This window comes from Microcoleus sp. CZ3-B2 (genome assembly GCF_036705055.1).
Lineage (GTDB): Bacteria > Cyanobacteriota > Cyanobacteriia > Cyanobacteriales > Microcoleaceae > Microcoleus.
Genome location: NZ_JAUBTN010000030.1, coordinates 4,946 through 25,156 on the forward strand (window position 1 = coordinate 4,946; position 20,211 = coordinate 25,156).

The window sequence follows — 20,211 nt, forward strand, 5'->3', positions numbered from 1 at the left end:
GCGAGAAACCGGGTTTCTCTGAAGATTTAGGTTGAGTGCGAAATATCGGGAAAGAAACCAGGTTTCTGGGATTTTTGCGGATTTAATTTGATTGCTGCGTGGCGAGAAACCGGGTTTCTCTGAAGATTTAGGTTGAGTGCGAAATATCGGGAAAGAAACCAGGTTTCTGGGATTTTTGTGGATTTAATTTGATTGCTGCGTGTCTGGTAACGAGTAATTTAATTAATGTCTCAGCAACCGCAAACCACTCAATGTTACCAAAACTGTAGACCCTTCATGACCGATAACGCCGATCGGCATTGTGATATTTCCTAAAAAATTAGCAGCCAACAATAGTATAATGCAGCTTAGCGCAAAAACAATGTTTTGTTTGACTACATTTTGAGCGCGGCGGCCCAAACTAATTGCTTTACCTAGTTGTTCTAATTTATCTGCCATTAATACGATATCAGCAGTTTCTAAAGCGACATCGCTACCGGAAATTCCCATTGCAATTCCCACGGAAGCTTGGGCTAGGGCTGGTGCGTCGTTGATGCCGTCTCCTACCATTGCGACGGTTTGATACTGGGTTTGCAGCTTTTTAATTAGGTGCACTTTGTCTTCAGGCAAAAGTTCGGCGTACACTTCGTTAATGCCTAGTTGTTGGGCGATGTATTGAGCGGTTTGTTCGTTGTCGCCTGTCAGCATTATGATATGTTCTACACCTAAATTTTGCAAGCGTTTTACTGTGGCTGCTGCTTCCGGGCGGACTGTATCTGCGACTGCAATGATGCCCAAAAGTTCATCGCCCTTTGCTACCCAAACAACTGTTTTTCCCTCTGCTTGCAATTGTTGGCTGATGTGAGTCAACTCCGAAGTTGCTTGCACAAAATCGGCTTTACCAATGGTAATTGTTTGATTGTTAACTTTGCCGACTATTCCGCGACCGATTTTTGCTTGTACGTCGATCGCACTTGACAACGATAACTGTTGCTGCTGGGCGGCTTGGACAATTGCTTGGGCGATCGCGTGTTCGGAATGAGTTTCGAGGGCTGCAGCCAATTGCAGAACTTCTGTTTCAGTATATCCGGCTGCTGGTACAATTTTGACAACTTCAGGTTTTCCCGTGGTGAGAGTTCCGGTTTTGTCAAAGGCGATCGCCCGGACTTTACCAATTATCTCCAATTGCGCGCCGCTTTTAAACAAAATTCCCTGTTTTGCACCGTTAGCCATACCCGAAAGCAGCGCCGGCATAATCGAAGCCATCAGCGCGCAGGGGGATGCGACTACTAGGAAAATCAGCGCCCGATAGATAGTATCTTCCCAATTCCAGTTTAAAACAAAAGGCGGCAAAATTGCCAACAACAAGCCTAAACCGACAATTAATTTAGCATAACCGCGCTCGAACTTTTCCACAAATTGCTGAGAAGGAGGCGCTTCTGTTTGTGCTTGTTGTACCAGCCGAATCACTCGCTGAATCAAACTGCTTTCGGGAGTTTTGTGAACTTTCAATTGTAGCGCGCCGGCACCGTTAATCGTGCCTGCAAAGACTTCATCGCCAGCAACTTTTTCCACGGGCATCGATTCGCCCGTAATCGAGGCTTGATTGAGGGTGCTGTAGCCTTCGATAATTATCGCATCTGTGGGAATAATTTCTCCGGGCTTGACTAAAAGCCGATCGCCAATTGCCAATTTGTCGATCGCCACCAACCGTTCCCCATCGTACATTATCACCCTAGCAGTATCCGCCGTCAAACTCATCAAACTGCGAATACTGCGTTCAGTCCGCTGCATAGCATAACCTTCCAGCGCGCCGCTAATTGCAAAGATTAAAATTAGCACCGCACCGTCAACAATTAAATGATATTCTTGCCGCCACAGCCCCAAACCAGCCGCACCCAAAGCAGCAACAATCATCAACAAATCTACATCTAATTCATGTTCTTGAAAAAGCGTAGTCAAGCCTTCGCGGGTGCTGGAATAGCCGCCGATTACGTAAGCAGCGGGCAAAATTAACACCGCTAAGCCCAGCCAACCGACTTGTAGGGCGATCGAACCCAAAATTACCAGAATTCCGCACAGGGCGGCAGTCACAGCATCTGGGTGCTCTGCGGCGAGGCGCGACAGGCGCGAGGTGGGGAGGGAATTGGGAGTCATGGGAAAATTTGACTTGGTAGAATGACTCCTGCATCGTAAACCTTGACATTAATGTCAATGTCAAGCTTTTTGTTTAAATTCCCTGCTGGTAGGGAAACGACACTGCCGTTTCCTGTATTTCGGGCGATCGCAAACCGCGATAAACTGTCGGTAAATCTGGTAAGAAAACAGCATTGCCATGTCCTGGACAAACAAACATAGTCCTGGACACATCAAGCCAAAGAAACCCGGTTTTTTACCGAATCTGTCGGCTACAATCAAGTATTTTCCTAAAAACCCGGTTTCTGACCACCCGTGCGTCCAAGACTATATCTATCCCAATCGGGAAATCAATTCATCAGCCGATAACTGAGGCAATTGTTCCAACAACAATGTCAACTCTGCGACAGGTAAAGCCAACAAATTAGCAACCAGTGTAGGTAAACTATCGCCAAATTCATTTAACCGCAGTGCCAAGACATTTTCTGCTAACAATCTCACCGCTTCTTGCCTGCCTGCTGCATCCACCGCTAGCATAGATATCGCCAGTAAAATCACCGTAAATTCGGCAGCAGGTATCCTGGACACGGGAGAGAGAAACGCTATCATCAACGAGTCTAGTTCTCCAAATCTCACTCGCAGAAAATTCTCTAAAATTAAGCGCTGTTGTTCTTGTCTTCCTTGTTCTAATCCTTGTTCTAATCCTTGTTCTAATCCTTGTTCCTGTGCTGCTTGTAACTGTTCTTGAAAGAGAGGTGCGATAGTCATAATTAACTCCCGGTCTTCTGTTTCTATGGGCTGTTCTAAATTTGCTACTAAGTTTGATTGCAGTCGATACAGCAATTCTAACGCATTAGTTCGCAGGGGGTTGTCTGTAGCCAAGGCGATCAACTCGGCCACTGCTTTTTCCTGCACCTTTCCTCTGCCCAAAATCCTCAGCCACAAGGTTTCGGGAGTTTTTGGCAACTGATGGATTACCACAATTGCCGATCGCAAATATTCCCCCAAAAAATAGATACCGGGCATCCAATTGGGTTCGTCTGGTTGTGCGCGAAACCCGTTTAACAGCGATTCTGACGCTGTGGGAGTGAGAATCCACAATTTCGGAAAATCATTTTCGTTAAGTCGAATATTGTCTCTTCTGGCTTCTCGCTCTAATTCGCTCTGAATATCAAACAATTTGCTGATGCAACCGACAACTTCCCTGATAGTTGCCGGGTTGCGGAACGGTTCAAAAATTGCCGTTGCAGTTGCTAGTTGCCCCAACAATCCTAAGTTTTCGATATGTTCTGGGACTGTGGCTTCATGAGTAAAGTAAACATCGATTTCTTGCACTTCGGAAGTGACATCGCGACCGATATTGACTGTTCCTAATGGAGACAGCATTTCTTCTAGGTATTCTTTGGCAAAGCGATCGTGAATTAATCGAGTCATTCGATTTTAGATTTTAGATTTTGGATTCACTGCATCAGTTAATTTTATCATGTTTTAAAGCGATATTTTAAATGTTAAATTAGGGCAAAATAGAAAGATATCACAAAATATAAATTACTTTTTTATCGCAATAACACTTCTAAAAATTGAGTATTTTAAAGATTAAACGCTATTCAATAAGAACATTAATTCTAAAAATTGCATAGTCCCGCGCCGGACACAGCAATGCCGTTTACCTACAGATATCGGATATAATTTAGAAGATTTAGTCCTAGTTTGCAGAATTGGTGTTGTGCAACAAGAATACCTGACAATCAAACAACTTACTGAAGCGGTAAAAGGCACAATTACGCCTCGGATGGTGCGGCATTATCACGCTTTGGGGCTGCTATCTCCTGCCGTGCGATCGACCTCTAACTACAGACTTTACACCCGCAGCGACGTGCAAAGACTTCAAAGAATAGTCGCACTCAAGCAACAAGGCTTTCAACTGTCTCACATCCGCAAATTGCTAGAAACTGATGCGGATGCTTCTCCTGACGCGCTGGTGGCGGCTTTGCAACAGCAATATCTGTCGGTAATTCAGCAGATTGTTCGCCTCCGAGAAACGGCTTGTGCACTGGAAGGATTGCTGGGGCGGGATCTTTCGTGTCAAGCGGTGCAAGCGGGCGCACTGGCGCAATTGAGGCTGTTGCAGGCGCAAACTGACGGGGAGTTGGGACAGTTGGAACAACTTTGGGAGGGTTGGGATGCGGGGGCGCACACTCACCCGGAGGCGTTTGGGGAGTCGTTGCAGCATTTGTTGCCGGATTTGAGCGATCGCTCGGAAATTGAGGTAGACTTGCTTTCTAAACTGGTGTTAGCTTGCGGTGATTGTTCGCTGCTGCCGTTTGTGAAGTTGAGCTCCACGGCGATTAAATCGGCGCGGGAAGCTTTGAAAAATCAATGTCAAATTGTGGCTGATGTGCCGCCTGTGTTTGCGGCTTTGGATAACACAAGATTGGCGCATTTGGGAATAAGTATTGCAACTTTAATTGACGATCCGCACATCAATGCTGCGGCGGAAGCTGAACAGGAATTTTGGGCTGAGCGTGAGTGGTTTGAAAAGTTGTTGAAATTGGAAAAAAAATGTATATTGGTGATAGGATATGCGCCGTCTGTGCTGATGGCGGTGTGTGAGGCGATCGAAAACGGGCAACTGCAACCGGCTTTGGTGATTGGAATGCCGATCGGGTTTAGTCATTCTCCGGTGGCGAAACGGCGGTTAGTGCGATCGGGCGTTCCTTATATTACGACGGTGGGAACTTTTGGCGGTGGCTTATTGGCGGCGGTGGCTTTAAATGCTTTGGTTGAGTCTTTGATTGAAAAGCCGAATTGCCACTGTCATCTGAAGTGAAGATGGGATTTAGATTAGACATTCCCGGACGCATTTATGCCAAAAAAACCGGGTTTTTACCTAATCTGCGGGGGTGCGATCGATTCCTGCAATTATCTGCGTTTATCGGCCTGAAATCTGCGGTTTTTGTATCTATCCCGTGACTTATAGAAGAGGTCAATATACTCGTGATGGGCCATACAAACACCATTAAATCAAATCACCACTTCCCCAACGCCCCCCAAACAGCACCCGAAACCACACCCCAAATCGCCCCCAAACCAGCCCCCACGATCGCCCCCGCGACAGGCGCAAACTGCATCGGCACCCCAGCCCCCAAAGCCGGAAACATCGCAGACACCCCCGCCCCCAACACAGCACCCGCAAAAGTCCCCAAAAAACTGCCCCAAATCGCCCCCAAAGTTCCACCCCTCCAACCCGAAGGCTGAAACGACACCGGCAGCTTCGGCGAAAACCCGCAAACACCCAACAAACTACCAGAAACCACACCCCCAACAGCACCCACACCCGCCGCCACGATCGCCACAGCCAGCAACAAACTCGCAAACTCGTTCACCGATCGCACCGGCCCGCTATATTGCTGCCAAACCACCAGGCCAGCCCCCAACAAAATACCAGCCACAGTACCCGCAAACGCTCCCCAAACCGCTCCCAAATACGCTCCCCGCCGGCCCCACGTCCTCCCGACAGGCATCGCCAGAGGAGGCTTGCAAACAGTCCAAACAAAGCCCCACACCATACCAACCCCCGCACCGGACAAAATCCCCTGCCCGATCGCCGGATTTTCACTCATCACCCCAAACACCGCACCGCCGATCGCAGCCAAAAAGAAAGCCCCCCACAGAGTCCCCACCAAAACCCCTCCCCACTTCCGCCAAATCTGGTTCGGCGGCAAAGTAAAAATCCCCCAAATCATCCCAAAAAAACTTCCCCAAATCGAACCGACAAAAATCGCCCCCAAAATCGCGCCGCCGCCCTGGGCCACAGCCGAAAAAACCCCCGCCGCCGCCGCCAAACACAAAGTACCCCAAACACCACCCCAAGCCGCATCCCGAACAATACGCTCCAAATTGCCCACCGGAGCCCTCGCCGCAGGAGTCCGACTCCGAGAAGACATCGGCATCGGTAACAGTGGCACTGCGTACTGGCCTAGTTGGCGCGGCAGCCCCGTTGAGGAGTATTGACGGCGCGGTGCGGTGTCCCTCACAGGCGCTGTGGGTTGGGGCTTTTTACGCTTGGTTTTGGCGGGCTGCAAGTGCAATCCGTTGTTGACTGCTTGTCGCGAAGGAAACGGATCGCGGCCTTTGAGGAGTTTTGCCCGATCGCACCAAGGACACCGACTCAAATGATTTCCGTATTTATGCTGAGTGTTTTTGCTGCAAGTAATTAGAGAATCTTCCGCTTCCCGAATCGCATTCACCCAAGTTTTCGCATCCGGGCGCGCCGCCGGATTGAGGTGTCCTTCCTCAAAACAGCGGATAAACATCTGCCGCAGCCTGGGCGGCAGCATATCGAAGGGCGGCGCTGCGGGCATCGGGCGGTAGGGTATCCGTTTGGTACCGTTGGGGAAATGGCCCGATCGAATTCTCGCTTCCAAAGGCGGCGGTTCATCGCTACCGAGATAAACCCCCGAAAACGGGTGCGTACCTTCCATCAGCAATTGAAAAATTAGCACCGCTAAACCGAACAAATCGTGCTCTGGAGCTCGATCGATATCCCGAAAAGTCTGTCCCTGCAATTCCGGCGGGGTAAACTCCGGTTTCCCCACGGGACACCGATAAACGTAACCCGTATAAGGATCGCGCACTTGAAACGAATCGGTGTCTACCAGCGTTACCAAAGCTGTATCCGTCACCAAAATGTTCGACTCGTTCACATCGCCTATGACGTAACCCCTGACGTGGAGGGCGTTTACCGCCGAGGCGAGATTTCGGGCGGTGCGGTGGAGGTAAAGATAGCTAAATAGCGGTTTTTGTTCGCGCCTGGTTTTGGGAGTGTAGAAAGTGTGTATTGGCATCACTTTCTTGACGCGCGGCATCACAAAACCGACGATTTTTTCGCGCCCGCCGACAGTATGCAGCAAATCGACTGGCCAAGCTATTGAGGCGTGTCCCGGTTCGGCGATCGGCGCATCCGGCGGCATACTGAACATGACTGTGAGTTTGTCGCCGTCTTCGTCTGTCGGTTTGTGGTAGATTTTTGCTACTAGGGATGGATCTTGGGCGATCGGGTAGATGCGACCTTCACCGCCGCTGGCGATCGCGCTGTTGCTGTCGATCGCAATCAGTTGTCCGCTAAATTGGCGCTGCAACTGCATAGAATTCCGTTAGGGGATAGAGGATTTGGAAGTTAACAGCACTCAATACATTTGACCTGTCAAACAACCATTATAGGGTTCGATCGTTCGGACTTTAGTCCTCTCTTATTTGATGCGGACTGAAGTCCTCAGTACAAACCAATTTTATTGTGGTTGTTCGTGGGAAGGGTGTCTCGCCCCTCCCATGCAAATTAGACGTGAATCAGCTTCAAATCCACGGACAATAACATCTTATCCTCAATTTTTTGTTTAACGGCGGGTGTCACCTGACAATTATCGGTGTTGAGGCATTCCACCAGCAAGTTGTAGGCGTAGTAATACTGTTTCAGCAAGGTTTGTTGTTGGGGGCCAAAATCTAAATTGTAGCCGATCGCGCTCTTAAATTTTGCCAGCCAACTATTGCCGCATTCTTTCCGCCACTTTTTCCAATTTTGCAAATCTGGCATCTGATGCTGAAATTGTTGCAGCAGTTGTTTGAGTTCCGGTTCAATATTCAGCCCCAATATTCCCACCAATACACCAGTCAAATCCTCGTCAAATTCCAGTTTTCCCATCCCGAAATACTCCGCAAATTCTACATTTTTGCCTGCTTTTGCCAAAGAATTTCGCAACTTGCAAACTTTCGATTTATCAAAATCGAGACTTGGTTCGAGGACGCGAGTTAAAGTCAAATCTAAGACACAAACCAAGGCCACATAAAAGGCCCGAATTTCCCCTTTATTGAAATTATTTTCCACTGACACCGACTTCTGATTGGCCCAGATTAGCAACTGCTGCAAGGTTTGATCTTTAGCTGCCATACTGTCAATTTTTTCTTGCATTAGCAGCACAAGTTCGTCAGCAGGTTGCAAAATTTCTGCGACTCTCAAAAATTCATTTCTCCACTTTTTGTCTGCAATCCGGCTGACAAATTCTGGTAGCGATTCCGGGTTGGCACTGTCAATCAGATATTCTGGTTGAGTGTCGGTTTCCTCTATTAGTTCGTCAACTGCGGTTTTGATAAAGTTATCCACCAACCAGTCGCGGGTACGCGAGAAATTGCTGTTCAATTCCAAGTAATGACTGCCTAATTTTGCCTTAAAGTCTTTGGGGAAAATCTCTTTGGCGGCTAACAGATTTTTCCAGCGAGTTAGCTGGCTGCTGTTGCGTTCGGGAAAGCGGTTGTACAGATAGTCGATCGCGATCGCCTCTAGAATCGCCGCACCCAGGATTTCCCGCCGTTTTAGTTCGTTCTCTGGCGCACTTTCCGGCCGCTGAGTTAGGTCGATATGCTGGCTGAGAGTTGTTTCGACCGATCGTTCAATCAGCCATTTACCCGCACGGTAAAAATTGCGATCGAACTCCAAGTAAATCGCCCCAAACAATGCCTCAAAAGTCTGAGACAAAAAATTATTATACTCGCCATTGTCTGTTTCTTTCCAGTTACCGACAGGCCGACCAAATTCGCTCAATTTTAAATTTTGTGCTAATTCGGCAATTTTTTTTTGGTCTGCTAAACGACTTTTTAGCGTTGCTATATAATCGCAGTTCAGATCGGGATAGGTGCGGTACAGGTAGTCGGTAACAACAGCATCAAAAATCGCTCCGCCTAGGAGTGACAGCCGTTGCTGCTTCACCTCTTTCCCCGTTTGGCGATCGCACTTGTTGCCTAGCTGCCAGCGGCTAGTCAAGGCAATTTCCAGCAGTTCGGTTTGCCCGAAGTCCTGCAGGTCGATCGCTGCTTTGACTGCTTCAACATCTACCTTTTGAATTTTTATCTGCTTTAATTCTTTTTCACATTCATCCCATTTTTCCAACCAATCACTGCCTGCATCTTCCACGTACAAATCAACAAAATCTACCCCGCGATCCATCCAATCATCCTGCATTTTCCTGGCTGCTTCCAGTTCTTCCAAGACTTTTTGCAAGTTGCTTTCAACGGTGCTTGTACCTTGTACTGTCATAGTATTGATTTTGATGTAATTTGATTTTATTTCCAACAATTTCACTGCGATACAATCAAATCTCTATCTTTCTTAGGGTGCAAATTAGGAACCTTACCGCTATTGATTGCTGCGGTAAATCTTCCCGTTGCTTAGCATTCGTATCGATCGCCTGTTGCCCTTCATGATGTCAACAATCGCTTAAAAACCTTTGTATTTTTCGTTTATACCCGAATCTCGATCCCCCTCAATCCCCCTTAAGTGGAGGACGCAATAAAAAACTCTTGTCCCCCCGATAGATTGGAGGGGCCAGGGCGATCCAAGGCCTAATAATCAAACAGCAGACCCATACTAAGTTTGACATTAAATTGACAGCTATGCCTGTGGCCGCAGTCTGGCAGAATACCCCTCCCGGAAACAGAAAATGGGAGGAAAAATCTTGGCGCAGTCTTCCCGGACAAGAGAAGCGAACTGAGGCTTAGATTTTGACCGTCTAGAGTTGTGGAATATATGAGGCAATTCAAAATTTCTTCTTCACCGAGTTTTTAGGAGTCGAACTATTCTCAGCAGCAGATTTGGTAGATTTACGGGAACTTCAGGTAACGACCTGGGGGCAAATTATCACTATTATATAATGCAATGTTAACTAACTGGTTCAGGAAATTTGCATCGTTCCTATCATAACTTAAAAATAATCCTCTGTCAATCCCCCAATCTTGAAGAGTTTGTTGCCATTTTTGATATTTTTGTTCGGAAAACTCATCAGAAAGAGTAGTGACTTGAATGCAGAGGGGCTGCTGTTGGCGGTTGCTAACGATCGAATCAGTTGCCATAGAAAGATCGGCAACATAGCGATACAAAAAACTGCCTTGGCGTTCCACAATCCGGGATGCGATCGCCCGAATCACTATATCGTCAGCCGGAGCGAATTCACCAGCCTTGAGTTTTTGTTTCCAGATGTAAAATTTGCGATCGTTTTCGTTCAGCCATTTAGGAAATAAATAGCCGTACCAATACCTTTCTCCCGGAGTCATTAACTCAAACGCCGCTTGTTTTTCTATTTCCGAAGGTAGAGATTGAACCGCCAGCCAAACCTGAGAATCTCGGATAAGCTGCAGCAAAAAAGCCATCACAAATTTCTTAGCAGTTAGCGAACCGGGTTTAAGATCCTTTACCCAGCGATTGATTTCCTCCAATCTTCTCGCCAAACTCGGATCTATTCGATCTGCTGCGCTAATTAGGGAGTTGAGCTTATCCTTAATATCTTGTGCTTGCAAGTGACGACCTACTGTACAGATTAAACCAGAATTGTTTACACCTCGATTTTATTATAGAACAGCGCCAAATTTTCATATCTCGTTAGACATCTCGAACAATTGTTGTGGGGTAGGTATCCTGACAGCCCTTAACTTGATTTTTAGGAGATGTCTATTTAATAGTTGCTGCCGATTCCCGCAGGCGCAGGTACAATAAAATTCCAAAAACATTTGTCAACGGTGCAACTAAAAAGACAGTTGCATTACCCGCGAGATTAGATGCTAGGGATATTCCTGTCGGATCAATTAATATGGTTATCAATAGTCCTGGGATAAAATACACAAATGACACCAAGCAGCTCGATCGAAATAGCAACCACTCGCGTCCTTTAGTTAATTGCCAACTGCTGTTAAGACTGTCCACATCCGCGCAGTTGTCAATGACGGTAGCGCAAGGTGCAAATAGTAAGCGACAGGCTAAATAAACTCCTGGAATTATTAGTGCAATGGAGCCTGCAAAAACCATCACCGCCGACTTACCAAAAACCAATATGAGGGGCAACAACCTCCTGTTTGCTTGTTGGAAAGCCTCGTTCACAGTTACTTGATTCCCTGTGAAACTTCTGTAAAGGTAGAAAATCAAGGCTCCCCTCACTAAAGGAATTAAAACACATAAGTAGATAATATTCAAAGCAACACTTGTTGAACCTAGTTTTCCTGAAAGTTTCAGCACGCTAAATATGAACAGGGGAGAGCCGATAATCAAGTGGGGAACGTATATAGTTCCCATACTAGCAAATGCTTCTCGTAACAAACTTCTGGCACTAATTAGTGGAGCAGTCATATTTTTTATCTGGCTTTTTTTAAGTAGATTTGAATATGTTAGACATCACCAGAAAGACTTGCTAACAATAATGTTAAGTCATCATCGGTGCGTTGGGAAACTCTGGGCGATCGCAAAAATGACTCTAACTGCTCTTTTGCATCCGACTCTTCCTTCGGTTCGCCCGAAAACCGAAACAACGGCGTAAAAAACGGCTTGTGGGGCGTACCTTCGGGGATTTTGAGAGCTAGCATTTGCAAGCCGTCGGAAAACACGGCCAAGTGCCGCAGCGGTTGCCGCATTACCTGAAATTGCGCTGTTTCGATCGCATTTGGCGAAACCAAAAAGATGGTTTCGTTGATATATTCGCCGCAAGGGGGTACTGTCAGGGCGATCGCATTTCCCTCACTATCGCCCGCAACCGCCGCACCATCACCAATTTGAGCAACTGCGATTAATTCCGGTGTCGCCACAACCGCAATTAAAGTGCAAGCCAAATCCCTCGCCGGCACTTCCCGCACAGCCGCTTCTGCTTCCACCTGCGCCCGCGCGACTTGCAGAGAAGCTGTCAAAAATACCTGCCATTCGCCGTCATTCTCAGGCTGCAAATCCTGTTGACAAATCATTTCGACAACCGCTTCTACAGCAATTTTTGCCCCAACTTCTGCCAGTGCAGCCGAGCCCGCGCCGTCAGCAACTGCTGCTACCAAAACACCGTTGGCCAAGACGCGCCAGCAGTGGGCATCTTGACAGGGCTGCGATCGTTTTTCGTGGCTAGTACCCGTCACGGATGCCGCTACAACTTGCCAATTACTCAATAGTTCAGATTCGTTAGTCATCAGTCATTAGTTATTAGTCTGTGGTCATTAGTCAACAGTCATTAGTCAACAGTTATTGGTTATTGGTTATTGGTTGTTGGTTGTTAGTTGTGGGTTTTGGTTGTTGGTTATTGGTTATTAGTTGTTAGTTATTGGTTATTGGCTATGAGAATCAAGCAGCAATTTAGATTGAACTATTCCATAAAAGAATCAAAAAAAATCCTGAGTTCGGATCTCTGCTTTACAATCTGTCTCATCAATTATTAGTTTGTGTTCATTTTGTAGAGAGATTCCTTAAGAATCTATTACTATTATTAACTAATGAGCCCTAACAACTAACAATCAACAACTAACAACTAACAATCAACAACTAACAACTAACAACCAACAACCAACAACTAACAACTAACAACTAACAACTAACAACTAACTAAACAGTTCCCCATCCGGGCGGCGGCAGTGCTACCTGTTCGTCAATTTTTGAGTGAGAAACTCTCTGCATACTAGCCGACAGCCAAATGAACATCTCTCGAAAGTCTAATCCTTTCAATTTTACAGGAGTGCGATCGACAATTTCTGCGAGACGGGAGATATTAGCACCTTCAACTCCGACAGCAAAAAATGCCACGCGCTTGTTCGTTTCTTCCTCTTTAATTCGCTGTGCTGCTATTTCCACAACATCATCTGATTCGCCTTGAGGTTCGCCGTCGGTAATCATAAATACCCACGGGCGGTAGTAAGTGATGCCGTTGTTGCGGTATTCGGATTTGCGGGCGGCAATGGTATCTAGTGCGAGCTGAATGCCCGCGCCCATGTGGGTTTGTCCTTGGGCTGTCAGCAGCGGTGTCTCGAACTGGTCGGCGGTCACGAAGTCTTGCACGACTTTGATATTATTGTCAAAGGAAATAATCGCGACTTCAACTCGCTTTTTAGCTAGTTCGTCTTTAATTAGGTCATTCCTAAAAACTTCCAGCCCCTCATTCAAGGCATCTATGGCTGCGCCTTGCATGGAGCCGGAGGTGTCCAGCAGCAAAACGCAGGGACAGCGCGGCTCTGGGTTTTCGGCAAATTCAACAGCTTCGTCTAGTCTCATGGTTCGGGGTTGACCTTGGAGTGGCTTGATTTCTAGGTTTGTTACTTTCTACCCTAGCCAGTAGGTGACATATTTAACTCAATCTGCCGGCTGGCGATCGTATTTTACCATTTACCTGAATCGATTTGAGATTTTTGATTGTATATTTTTGATTGTAGAATTGGATATCTGCGATCAAAAAAACAAATTCATTCCTGCCTGTGGTAATGTAGACTAATAGTATTACTGCAAAATAAGGATAAATCTTATGATTGCAACAGTCACGAAAAAATTAACCTTTGACCAATTCCTTGTAGAATGTCCAGAAGATGGACGCTATGAACTGGTCAATGGAGAAATTGTAGAAATGAATTCCACCAGAAATCATGATGATGTTGCTAATGTCTTGTTATTTGACTTCAACGATGAAATTCGGCGATTGAATTTGAATTATGTGGTCAACAATACAGCCGTTATCAAAACTGTAAGTAAAGCCGGTGTTGAACAAGGGCGGAGACCGGATGTCAGCGTAATCGAGATCGATTTATGGCGATCGAACCGTTCTGCTTATGCTGCGTTGCGGGAACCAATTCAATTGGCGGTGGAGGTAACATCAACAAATTGGGATGACGATTATATCGACAAACTGGACGAGTACCAGCGCCTCGGAATTCCTGAGTATTGGATTGTCGATTACTTAGCAATTGGTAGTAGGGAATTTCTGGGAAATCCCAAAGTTCCAACTGTATTTGTTCACCTTTTGGATGCAGAGGGCAACTATCAAAGAAGTGCGTTCAAAGGCAGCGAACGAATTGTATCGCGGACTTTTCCTGAATTAACGCTGACAGCAGAAGAGGTGATGAACGTTTAAATTGGTTTCCTCTAGATAGCCCGATCGCCAATCTATACAAAATTACTGAAAATATGAAATCTGTTTCTGAAAAAAAAGCTATTAGTGCTTGGGACTACAAACCTTGGTGGTGTCAGCCTTGGTCGATTCTTTTGACTGGCACGAGTCTGATTGGCGGTAGTTGGTTTGTGTTAAAAACTGTTTGGATAACTGTTTTAGTCGCGATTCCTTTATTGGCTTGGATGGGGTTTTTCTTGTTGGTTTGGCCGAAGTTGATGGTGTCTAGCGGTGCTTTAGATTCTCATTCAGATTAGGTTTTGGTAGTGCGCTGTTTGTGGGTGCGCCCATAATTACACTAAATTTATAGCAAAGTCTCGATCCCCCTAAATCCCCCTTAAAAAGGGGGAATTTGAGCCTTTCCTATCTCCCCTTCAATCAGAGAGAATTTGAGCATTTCTTGTCTCCCCTTAAGAAGGGGGCGCCAGGGAGATCGATGGCCTAACGATCGAACAGTGTTTCGCGCCCTACAATAACTCTACGCTTGCGGGTAATAGTCTTGAATTGCTTTCACTTTCATCGGGTTGGATTTGAGCGATCGAATTCCCGCTGCTGTGGCTTTGGCACCGGCGATTGTGGTAATAATCGGGATTTTGTAACTCAAAGCTGTGCGGCGGATAAAGGTTCCGTCGGCGCGGGATTCTTCGCCGGAAGGTGTGGTGATAATTAGTTGGATTTTTTCATTTTTGATCGAATCCAACAAATTTGGCCGCCCTTCGTGCAGTTTCAATTCCAAATATACATCTAAACCTTGCTCTCGCAAAACTTTGCGCGTTCCGTGAGTTGCTACTACTTTGAAACCTAATTCTAAGAATTCCTTCACAACCGGTACCACTGCTAGTTTATCGCGATCGCACATTGAAACCAGCACGACTCCGAATAACGGCATCACTTGTCCCGCACCGAGTTGAGCTTTGGCATATGCTTTGCCAAAATCTGTGTCAATCCCCATGACTTCGCCAGTCGATCGCATTTCTGGCCCTAACAAAGTATCAGTTCCCGGAAACTTAGCAAACGGTAGCACCGCCTCTTTCACAGAAACGTGAATTGGTACGATCTCTTTAGTAAAACCTAAAGCTTCTAGAGTTTGGCCGGACATGACTCGCGATGCGATTTTTGCTAGGGGAACTCCGATCGCTTTTGACACAAAAGGTACTGTGCGAGAAGCCCGTGGATTAGCTTCTAAAATGAAAACTTCTTCGCCTTGGACAGCAAATTGAATGTTCATCAACCCGATCACTTTCAGGGCTTTTGCTAGTTCCACTGTCTGGCGGCGAATTGTTTCTACCGCTTTCTCAGAAAGGGTTTGGTAAGGGATGGAACAAGCCGAGTCGCCGGAGTGGATTCCCGCTTCTTCGATGTGTTCCATAATACCGCCGATCGTCACATTGCCGGTCATATCGGCGATCGCATCTACATCTACCTCGATCGCATTTTCCAAGAACTTGTCAATTAAAATCGGATGCTCCGGTTCTACCAGCACCGCGTAGGTCATGTAACGTTCCAATTCCGTATCGGAATAAACAATTTCCATTGCTCGCCCGCCCAACACGTAACTCGGCCGCACCACCACCGGATAACCGATGCGTTGAGCGACGATTAAAGCATCCTCAAAACTGCGCGCCAAACCGTTAGCCGCTTGCTGAATATCCAACTGTCGCAGAATTTTTTCAAATCGCTCCCTATCTTCAGCAGTATCGATAGAATCCGGCGAAGTCCCCCAAATTTTTGTTTGTACGTCGGGATGATTTTCGAGAGCTTTTTGTAAAGGAATCGCCAATTTTAACGGCGTTTGTCCGCCAAATTGAATGATTACTCCTTCGGGATTTTCCGCCTCAATAATATTAAGAACATCCTCTTTAGTTAGCGGTTCAAAATACAGGCGATCGCTCGTATCGTAATCTGTAGAAACTGTCTCCGGGTTCGAGTTGACCATAATTGTCTCAAACCCGTCCTCGCCTAGGGAATAAGCAGCGTGACAGCAACAGTAATCAAACTCAATTCCCTGTCCGATGCGGTTCGGCCCGCCGCCTAAAATCATCACTTTTCGCTTAGTAGAAGGCAAAACTTCCGACTCCGGTGCGAGACTGTGACCGACAGGTGAAATTTTCTTTTCTTCATCGCCCTGTTCCCAAATTGCCGCTCCCGCTTCGTAGGTGGAATAGTAATAAGGTGTGAATGCTTCAAATTCCGCGGCGCAGGTATCGACTGTTTTGTAAATCGGCACTACGCCCAATTCTTTGCGGTAGGCGCGGACTTGATCTTCCGATGTTTTGGTGGCGTAAGCAATTTGGCGATCGCTAAATCCCAACTGCTTTACTTCAAACATTGTCTCTTTTGTCAACTGCTTGAGCGTTGTTCGTTTCAAGAACTTCTCTGCTTCCAACAATTCCTGCATTTTATCCAAAAACCAGGGATCGATTGCTGTGAGTTCAAAGATATCTTCCACCGACATTCCCATCATCATCCCGTGGCGAACTGTAAAAATGCGATCGGGATTTGGTGTCCGCAATCCGGCGCGAATTTGTTCCAAACTCGGCAATTTTTCCGGTTTGTCGCACCCGAAGCCTGCGCGGCCGGTTTCTAGTCCCCGCAGCGCTTTTTGGAAAGATTCGTTGAAGCTGCGCCCGATCGCCATTACCTCTCCCACTGACTTCATTTGCGTTGTCAGAGTCGGTTCCGAACCGGGGAATTTTTCAAAAGCAAATCGGGGAATTTTCGTCACTACGTAGTCAATTGTCGGCTCAAAAGACGCGGGAGTTTTCTTGGTAATATCGTTGGAAATTTCGTCTAAGGTGTAACCTACGGCTAATTTTGCAGCCATTTTGGCGATCGGGAAACCGGTTGCTTTTGAGGCCAAGGCGGAGGAACGGGAAACCCGGGGGTTCATTTCAATGACGATGAAATCTCCGTTGACTGGATTGACGGCAAATTGAATGTTAGAACCGCCAGTTTCAACTCCGATTTCGCGGATAATTTTAATCGAAGCATCCCGCAGGCGCTGATATTCTTTGTCGGTGAGAGTTTGAGCCGGTGCGACGGTGATTGAATCGCCAGTGTGCACGCCCATCGGGTCGAGATTTTCGATCGAGCAAATAATCACTACATTATCTGCCAAATCCCGCATCACTTCCAGTTCGTACTCTTTCCAACCGATCAAAGATTGTTCGATCAAAATTTGCGACACCGGACTCGCATCAATACCACCTTGGGCCATTTCTTCAAACTCTTCTTGATTGTAAGAAATGCCGCCTCCCGTGCCGCCCATTGTAAAAGCCGGACGGATAATTAACGGATAACTGCCGATTTGGTGGCCGATTGCTTTGGCTTCGTCGAGATTGTTGGCAATTCCCGAAGGACAAACTGCGACACCGATTCGCGCCATCGCTTCCTTAAATAACAGCCTGTCTTCTGCCATTTCAATGGCTGGCAATTTAGCACCAATTAACTCGACGCTGTATTTTTCCAAAACGCCATTTTTAGCGACGGCAACGGCTAAATTTAGTGCAGTTTGACCGCCCATTGTCGGTAAAATTGCTTGGGGTCTTTCTTGGGCGATGATTTGTTCTAGGATGGCTGGGGTTAGAGGTTCGATGTAAATGCGATCGGCCGTTTCGGGATCGGTCATAATTGTGGCCGGGTTGGAATTCACCAACACTACTTCATAACCTTCTTCTCGCAAAGCTTTGCAAGCTTGCGTCCCCGAATAGTCAAATTCGCACGCTTGGCCAATGACAATTGGGCCGGAACCAATGAGAAGAATCTTTTTTAAGTCTTGGCGACGGGGCATAGGTTCGTAATTGGTAATTGGACGAGATTGAGGATACATTTGATATTTTGCATCGCTCTTAGAAACAGGCTTTTTGAGCTGTTCCACCAAAAGCTTACTCAAAACAGCGCAAGTTTTGTTGTTAATTTGAAATTGTGCACCATTATCAGCATTTTGGAAGCGGAACCTCGCGACTGCGGTTGGCTGATACTGCCAGCTAACGAGAAATATTGATGGGAAAATGGTGCAGTCGATCGCTAAATCCAGACTATTTTAAGTGTTGCGGTCGAATCGTGTTCTAAAATACACAATCGGTTTCTGGTGCGAGATCGATCGCGCGAGTTGCGCCAGCAGGGCTAGTCAGAAACCAGGTTTCGGTGTGCAAGGCGTCCTGAATTATTAAATTTTGCTGACACCTTAATCGGCGCAGCCTACAAATTTCACCGATGCTAGTAGGGTGTGGGGGCGCACCGCTATCACTCTCCAGGTACACAGTCAATCGGTATGCGGGCGCACCCTACCAGTTTGCCATCTCTCTAGCCTCGCCCGCGACTTGTACCGCGCAACCGAAGCAAGGAAGCCGCCGCCAGCCGTCTCCTCTGGCTCCATCGAATCTGCTTAGATCGGGGAATGCGCCGAGTAAGAGGTAAAATATAAAATCGTTCCCAAAGCTTGAAATCCAAAATCTCAAACACAGATATGCCTAGAACTCCTAGCGAATATTCAGTGCACCTGCTGCTTGAGGGCGGCCACCGCGAAGAAATCCGTTTTGCAACCCTGCAAGATTTTCAACAGTGGTATAAAACTCTGGTTCCCAAACAAGATTCGTCAGAATTTGTCAATGTCCCGATCAAAAATATTCAAGGCGAATACATGGTAATTCGGCCTAGCAGCATTCTCGGAATTCGGGTAGAACCGCTATTTAGTTCTAGTATCGAACGATACGAGGAATAAGCAAAATTATTAAATGATTGGGGAAAATTGGAAATTGATCAAGATTGTTCGCTATCAATTATTGACGATCGCGTGTTGTATTTTGGCGATCGCTTTTTCGGTGCCCGCCGTTGCAGTTCCGTCGCTGCAACCAGTTAGTATAAATCAATTGCAGGCGACCGAGTTGGAGTCGATCGGGCTTGACGCTCAAATCTGGGGCGAAAATGGCCAACCGGGCGATCGCCAATTGCTGTTAAGGTCGATCGACAACAGCCTCCGCTATCTCAATACATCAGCCGCCGCCAGTGCTTACAGCCGCTACCCAGTTTCGGGAATTACGCGCGATCGAGTCCGCCGTTCCCTCGATCGGTTCCGCCAATTAGTAGTCAGTTCCACTACACCAGCACAACTCCAAGAATCTGTCAAGCGAGAATTTGTTTTTTACAAATCGATCGGCAAAGACGGCAAAGGAACAGTGGCATTTACCGGTTATTTCGAGCCGACTTATGCAGCATCTCGCACGCCTAATTCCGAATACCGTTATCCCCTGTACCGAGTGCCGCCAAACCTCGGTTCTTGGTCGAAACCTCACCCGACTAGATTGGAATTGGAAGGTGCAGATGCTTTGCAGGGAAGCAAAGGATTGCTGCGGGGATTAGAATTAGTTTGGTTGCGCGATCGATTCCAAGCATTTCTCGTGCAAGTCCAAGGTTCCGCAAGATTGCAGCTAGCAGAAGGCGGCGAGATGACAGTCGGTTTCGCAGGTAAAACCAGTCGCAATTATACAGGAGTAGGGCGAGAATTAGTTAAGGACGGCAAGTTTACTTTAGAGGAGTTAACATTGCCGAAACTAACCGCATATTTCACCAGTTTTCCGGCAGAGATGGACAAGTATTTGCCGAAAAATCAAAGCTTTGTGTTCTTCCGGGACACTAACGGAGCACTGCCGACTGGCAGCATCGGAGTGCCGGTAACTGCCGAAAGATCGATCGCCACAGATAAAGCTTTAATGCCCCCCGGCGCGCTAGCATTAATTAGCACCAAATTGCCTTATCCCAATGCGGCGGGAAAACTCGAACAAAATGCCGTGAATCGGTATGTTTTGGATCAGGATACCGGCGGTGCAATTAAAGGCGCGGGGAGAGTTGATGTATTTATGGGAACCGGAAATTTGGCGGGCGATCGCGCGGGTTATATCAACTCAACAGGAGAACTGTATTATCCGCTTTTAAAGTAGATTAATTCGGCTTTCGTGCGTAATTGCGATCGTTCCTCCCGATGCTAACAAAAAACCCGGTTTCTGACTGCGCCGCGCGAGGCAAAAACCCAAGAAACCGGGTTTTTCACGAATTTTTCCGCCTGTCACGAATCTTGATTGCTCGTTATATCAAATCCTCTCTTCATCGGAATAGTAAATTCACTGTTGACTGTTAACAGTTAACATCATGA

The 20,211-nt window shown here is 46.8% G+C and carries 16 protein-coding genes; 6 read left to right on the forward strand and 10 right to left on the reverse strand.

Annotation, left to right across the window (positions count from 1 at the left end; translation table 11 throughout):
* Positions 1–222 precede the first annotated feature (222 nt).
* The 3 genes from QUA97_RS15265 to QUA97_RS15275 form a co-directional block, all read right to left on the reverse strand.
* Positions 223–2,136 (reverse strand): heavy metal translocating P-type ATPase, encoded by a 1,914-nt coding sequence (locus tag QUA97_RS15265; protein ID WP_333195141.1) that lies wholly within the window; start codon positions 2,134–2,136, stop codon positions 223–225.
* 73 nt (positions 2,137–2,209) lie between these two features.
* Positions 2,210–2,335 (reverse strand): hypothetical protein, encoded by a 126-nt coding sequence (locus QUA97_RS15270; RefSeq protein WP_333195142.1) that lies wholly within the window; start codon positions 2,333–2,335, stop codon positions 2,210–2,212.
* A gap of 113 nt (positions 2,336–2,448) precedes the next feature.
* Entirely contained in the window at positions 2,449–3,549 is a 1,101-nt protein-coding gene (locus QUA97_RS15275; protein ID WP_194071092.1) for a flagellar assembly protein H, read from the reverse strand.
* A 292-nt stretch (positions 3,550–3,841) separates the two neighbouring features.
* On the opposite strand from QUA97_RS15275, the gene QUA97_RS15280 reads away from it, so the two are divergent.
* Both QUA97_RS15280 and QUA97_RS15285 read left to right on the forward strand, forming a co-directional pair.
* Positions 3,842–4,945, forward strand: a complete 1,104-nt coding sequence (locus tag QUA97_RS15280; protein WP_194071093.1) for a precorrin-8X methylmutase — start codon at positions 3,842–3,844, stop codon at positions 4,943–4,945.
* A 2-nt stretch (positions 4,946–4,947) separates the two neighbouring features.
* Positions 4,948–5,088: a hypothetical protein gene (locus tag QUA97_RS15285; protein WP_194071094.1), complete on the forward strand. Its 141-nt coding sequence runs from the start codon at positions 4,948–4,950 to the stop codon at positions 5,086–5,088.
* Positions 5,089–5,144: 56 nt separating this feature from the next.
* On the opposite strand, the gene QUA97_RS15290 is transcribed toward QUA97_RS15285, so the two are convergent.
* From QUA97_RS15290 to QUA97_RS15320, 6 genes are all read right to left on the reverse strand, one after another.
* Positions 5,145–7,262, reverse strand: a complete 2,118-nt coding sequence (locus tag QUA97_RS15290) for a DNA-binding protein (RefSeq protein ID WP_333195143.1) — start codon at positions 7,260–7,262, stop codon at positions 5,145–5,147.
* A gap of 191 nt (positions 7,263–7,453) precedes the next feature.
* Positions 7,454–9,205: a ribonuclease III domain-containing protein gene (locus QUA97_RS15295; RefSeq protein WP_333195144.1), complete on the reverse strand. Its 1,752-nt coding sequence runs from the start codon at positions 9,203–9,205 to the stop codon at positions 7,454–7,456.
* A 563-nt stretch (positions 9,206–9,768) separates the two neighbouring features.
* Positions 9,769–10,461 (reverse strand): hypothetical protein, encoded by a 693-nt coding sequence (locus tag QUA97_RS15300; protein ID WP_333195145.1) that lies wholly within the window; start codon positions 10,459–10,461, stop codon positions 9,769–9,771.
* A 151-nt stretch (positions 10,462–10,612) separates the two neighbouring features.
* A complete protein-coding gene (locus QUA97_RS15305; protein WP_333195146.1) occupies positions 10,613–11,284 on the reverse strand; it encodes a hypothetical protein in 672 nt (223 codons plus the stop codon).
* Positions 11,285–11,322: 38 nt separating this feature from the next.
* Positions 11,323–12,102, reverse strand: a complete 780-nt coding sequence (locus tag QUA97_RS15310) for a PP2C family serine/threonine-protein phosphatase (RefSeq protein ID WP_333087286.1) — start codon at positions 12,100–12,102, stop codon at positions 11,323–11,325.
* Positions 12,103–12,511: 409 nt separating this feature from the next.
* On the reverse strand, positions 12,512–13,174 hold the full coding sequence (locus tag QUA97_RS15320) for a vWA domain-containing protein (protein WP_194009233.1): 663 nt from the start codon (positions 13,172–13,174) through the stop codon (positions 12,512–12,514).
* Between the two features lie 247 nt (positions 13,175–13,421).
* Between QUA97_RS15320 and QUA97_RS15325 the strand changes: the two genes are divergently transcribed.
* Together QUA97_RS15325 and QUA97_RS15330 are read left to right on the forward strand one after the other, a co-directional pair.
* The gene (locus QUA97_RS15325) at positions 13,422–14,024 is read left to right on the forward strand and encodes a Uma2 family endonuclease (protein ID WP_194069951.1); all 603 of its coding nucleotides are present in this window, start codon (positions 13,422–13,424) and stop codon (positions 14,022–14,024) included.
* A 53-nt stretch (positions 14,025–14,077) separates the two neighbouring features.
* Entirely contained in the window at positions 14,078–14,317 is a 240-nt protein-coding gene (locus tag QUA97_RS15330; protein WP_194009231.1) for a DUF6737 family protein, read from the forward strand.
* A 221-nt stretch (positions 14,318–14,538) separates the two neighbouring features.
* Here QUA97_RS15330 and carB read toward each other — a convergent pair whose 3' ends face one another.
* The gene (carB, locus tag QUA97_RS15335; protein ID WP_194069973.1) at positions 14,539–17,850 is read right to left on the reverse strand and encodes a carbamoyl-phosphate synthase large subunit; all 3,312 of its coding nucleotides are present in this window, start codon (positions 17,848–17,850) and stop codon (positions 14,539–14,541) included.
* Positions 17,851–18,528: 678 nt separating this feature from the next.
* Here carB and QUA97_RS15340 point away from each other — a divergent pair.
* On the forward strand, positions 18,529–18,783 hold the full coding sequence (locus QUA97_RS15340; RefSeq protein WP_194009230.1) for a hypothetical protein: 255 nt from the start codon (positions 18,529–18,531) through the stop codon (positions 18,781–18,783).
* A gap of 13 nt (positions 18,784–18,796) precedes the next feature.
* Positions 18,797–19,999, forward strand: a complete 1,203-nt coding sequence (gene mltA, locus QUA97_RS15345; protein ID WP_333195147.1) for a murein transglycosylase A — start codon at positions 18,797–18,799, stop codon at positions 19,997–19,999.
* The last annotated feature ends 212 nt before the right edge of the window (positions 20,000–20,211 follow it).

Bases quoted from the DNA above. Each gene is read 5' to 3' on its own strand.
- QUA97_RS15265 (WP_333195141.1), bottom strand. From the start codon at position 2,136: ATGACTCCCAATTCCCTCCCCACCTCGCGCCTGTCGCGCCTCGCCGCA.
- QUA97_RS15270 (WP_333195142.1), bottom strand. From the start codon at position 2,335: ATGTTTGTTTGTCCAGGACATGGCAATGCTGTTTTCTTACCAGATTTA.
- QUA97_RS15275 (WP_194071092.1), bottom strand. From the start codon at position 3,549: ATGACTCGATTAATTCACGATCGCTTTGCCAAAGAATACCTAGAAGAA.
- QUA97_RS15285 (WP_194071094.1), top strand. From the start codon at position 4,948: ATGGGATTTAGATTAGACATTCCCGGACGCATTTATGCCAAAAAAACC.
- QUA97_RS15290 (WP_333195143.1), bottom strand. From the start codon at position 7,262: ATGCAGTTGCAGCGCCAATTTAGCGGACAACTGATTGCGATCGACAGC.
- QUA97_RS15295 (WP_333195144.1), bottom strand. From the start codon at position 9,205: ATGACAGTACAAGGTACAAGCACCGTTGAAAGCAACTTGCAAAAAGTC.
- QUA97_RS15305 (WP_333195146.1), bottom strand. From the start codon at position 11,284: ATGACTGCTCCACTAATTAGTGCCAGAAGTTTGTTACGAGAAGCATTT.
- QUA97_RS15310 (WP_333087286.1), bottom strand. From the start codon at position 12,102: ATGACTAACGAATCTGAACTATTGAGTAATTGGCAAGTTGTAGCGGCA.
- QUA97_RS15320 (WP_194009233.1), bottom strand. From the start codon at position 13,174: ATGAGACTAGACGAAGCTGTTGAATTTGCCGAAAACCCAGAGCCGCGC.
- QUA97_RS15325 (WP_194069951.1), top strand. From the start codon at position 13,422: ATGATTGCAACAGTCACGAAAAAATTAACCTTTGACCAATTCCTTGTA.
- QUA97_RS15330 (WP_194009231.1), top strand. From the start codon at position 14,078: ATGAAATCTGTTTCTGAAAAAAAAGCTATTAGTGCTTGGGACTACAAA.
- carB (WP_194069973.1), bottom strand. From the start codon at position 17,850: ATGCCCCGTCGCCAAGACTTAAAAAAGATTCTTCTCATTGGTTCCGGC.
- QUA97_RS15340 (WP_194009230.1), top strand. From the start codon at position 18,529: ATGCCTAGAACTCCTAGCGAATATTCAGTGCACCTGCTGCTTGAGGGC.
- mltA (WP_333195147.1), top strand. From the start codon at position 18,797: ATGATTGGGGAAAATTGGAAATTGATCAAGATTGTTCGCTATCAATTA.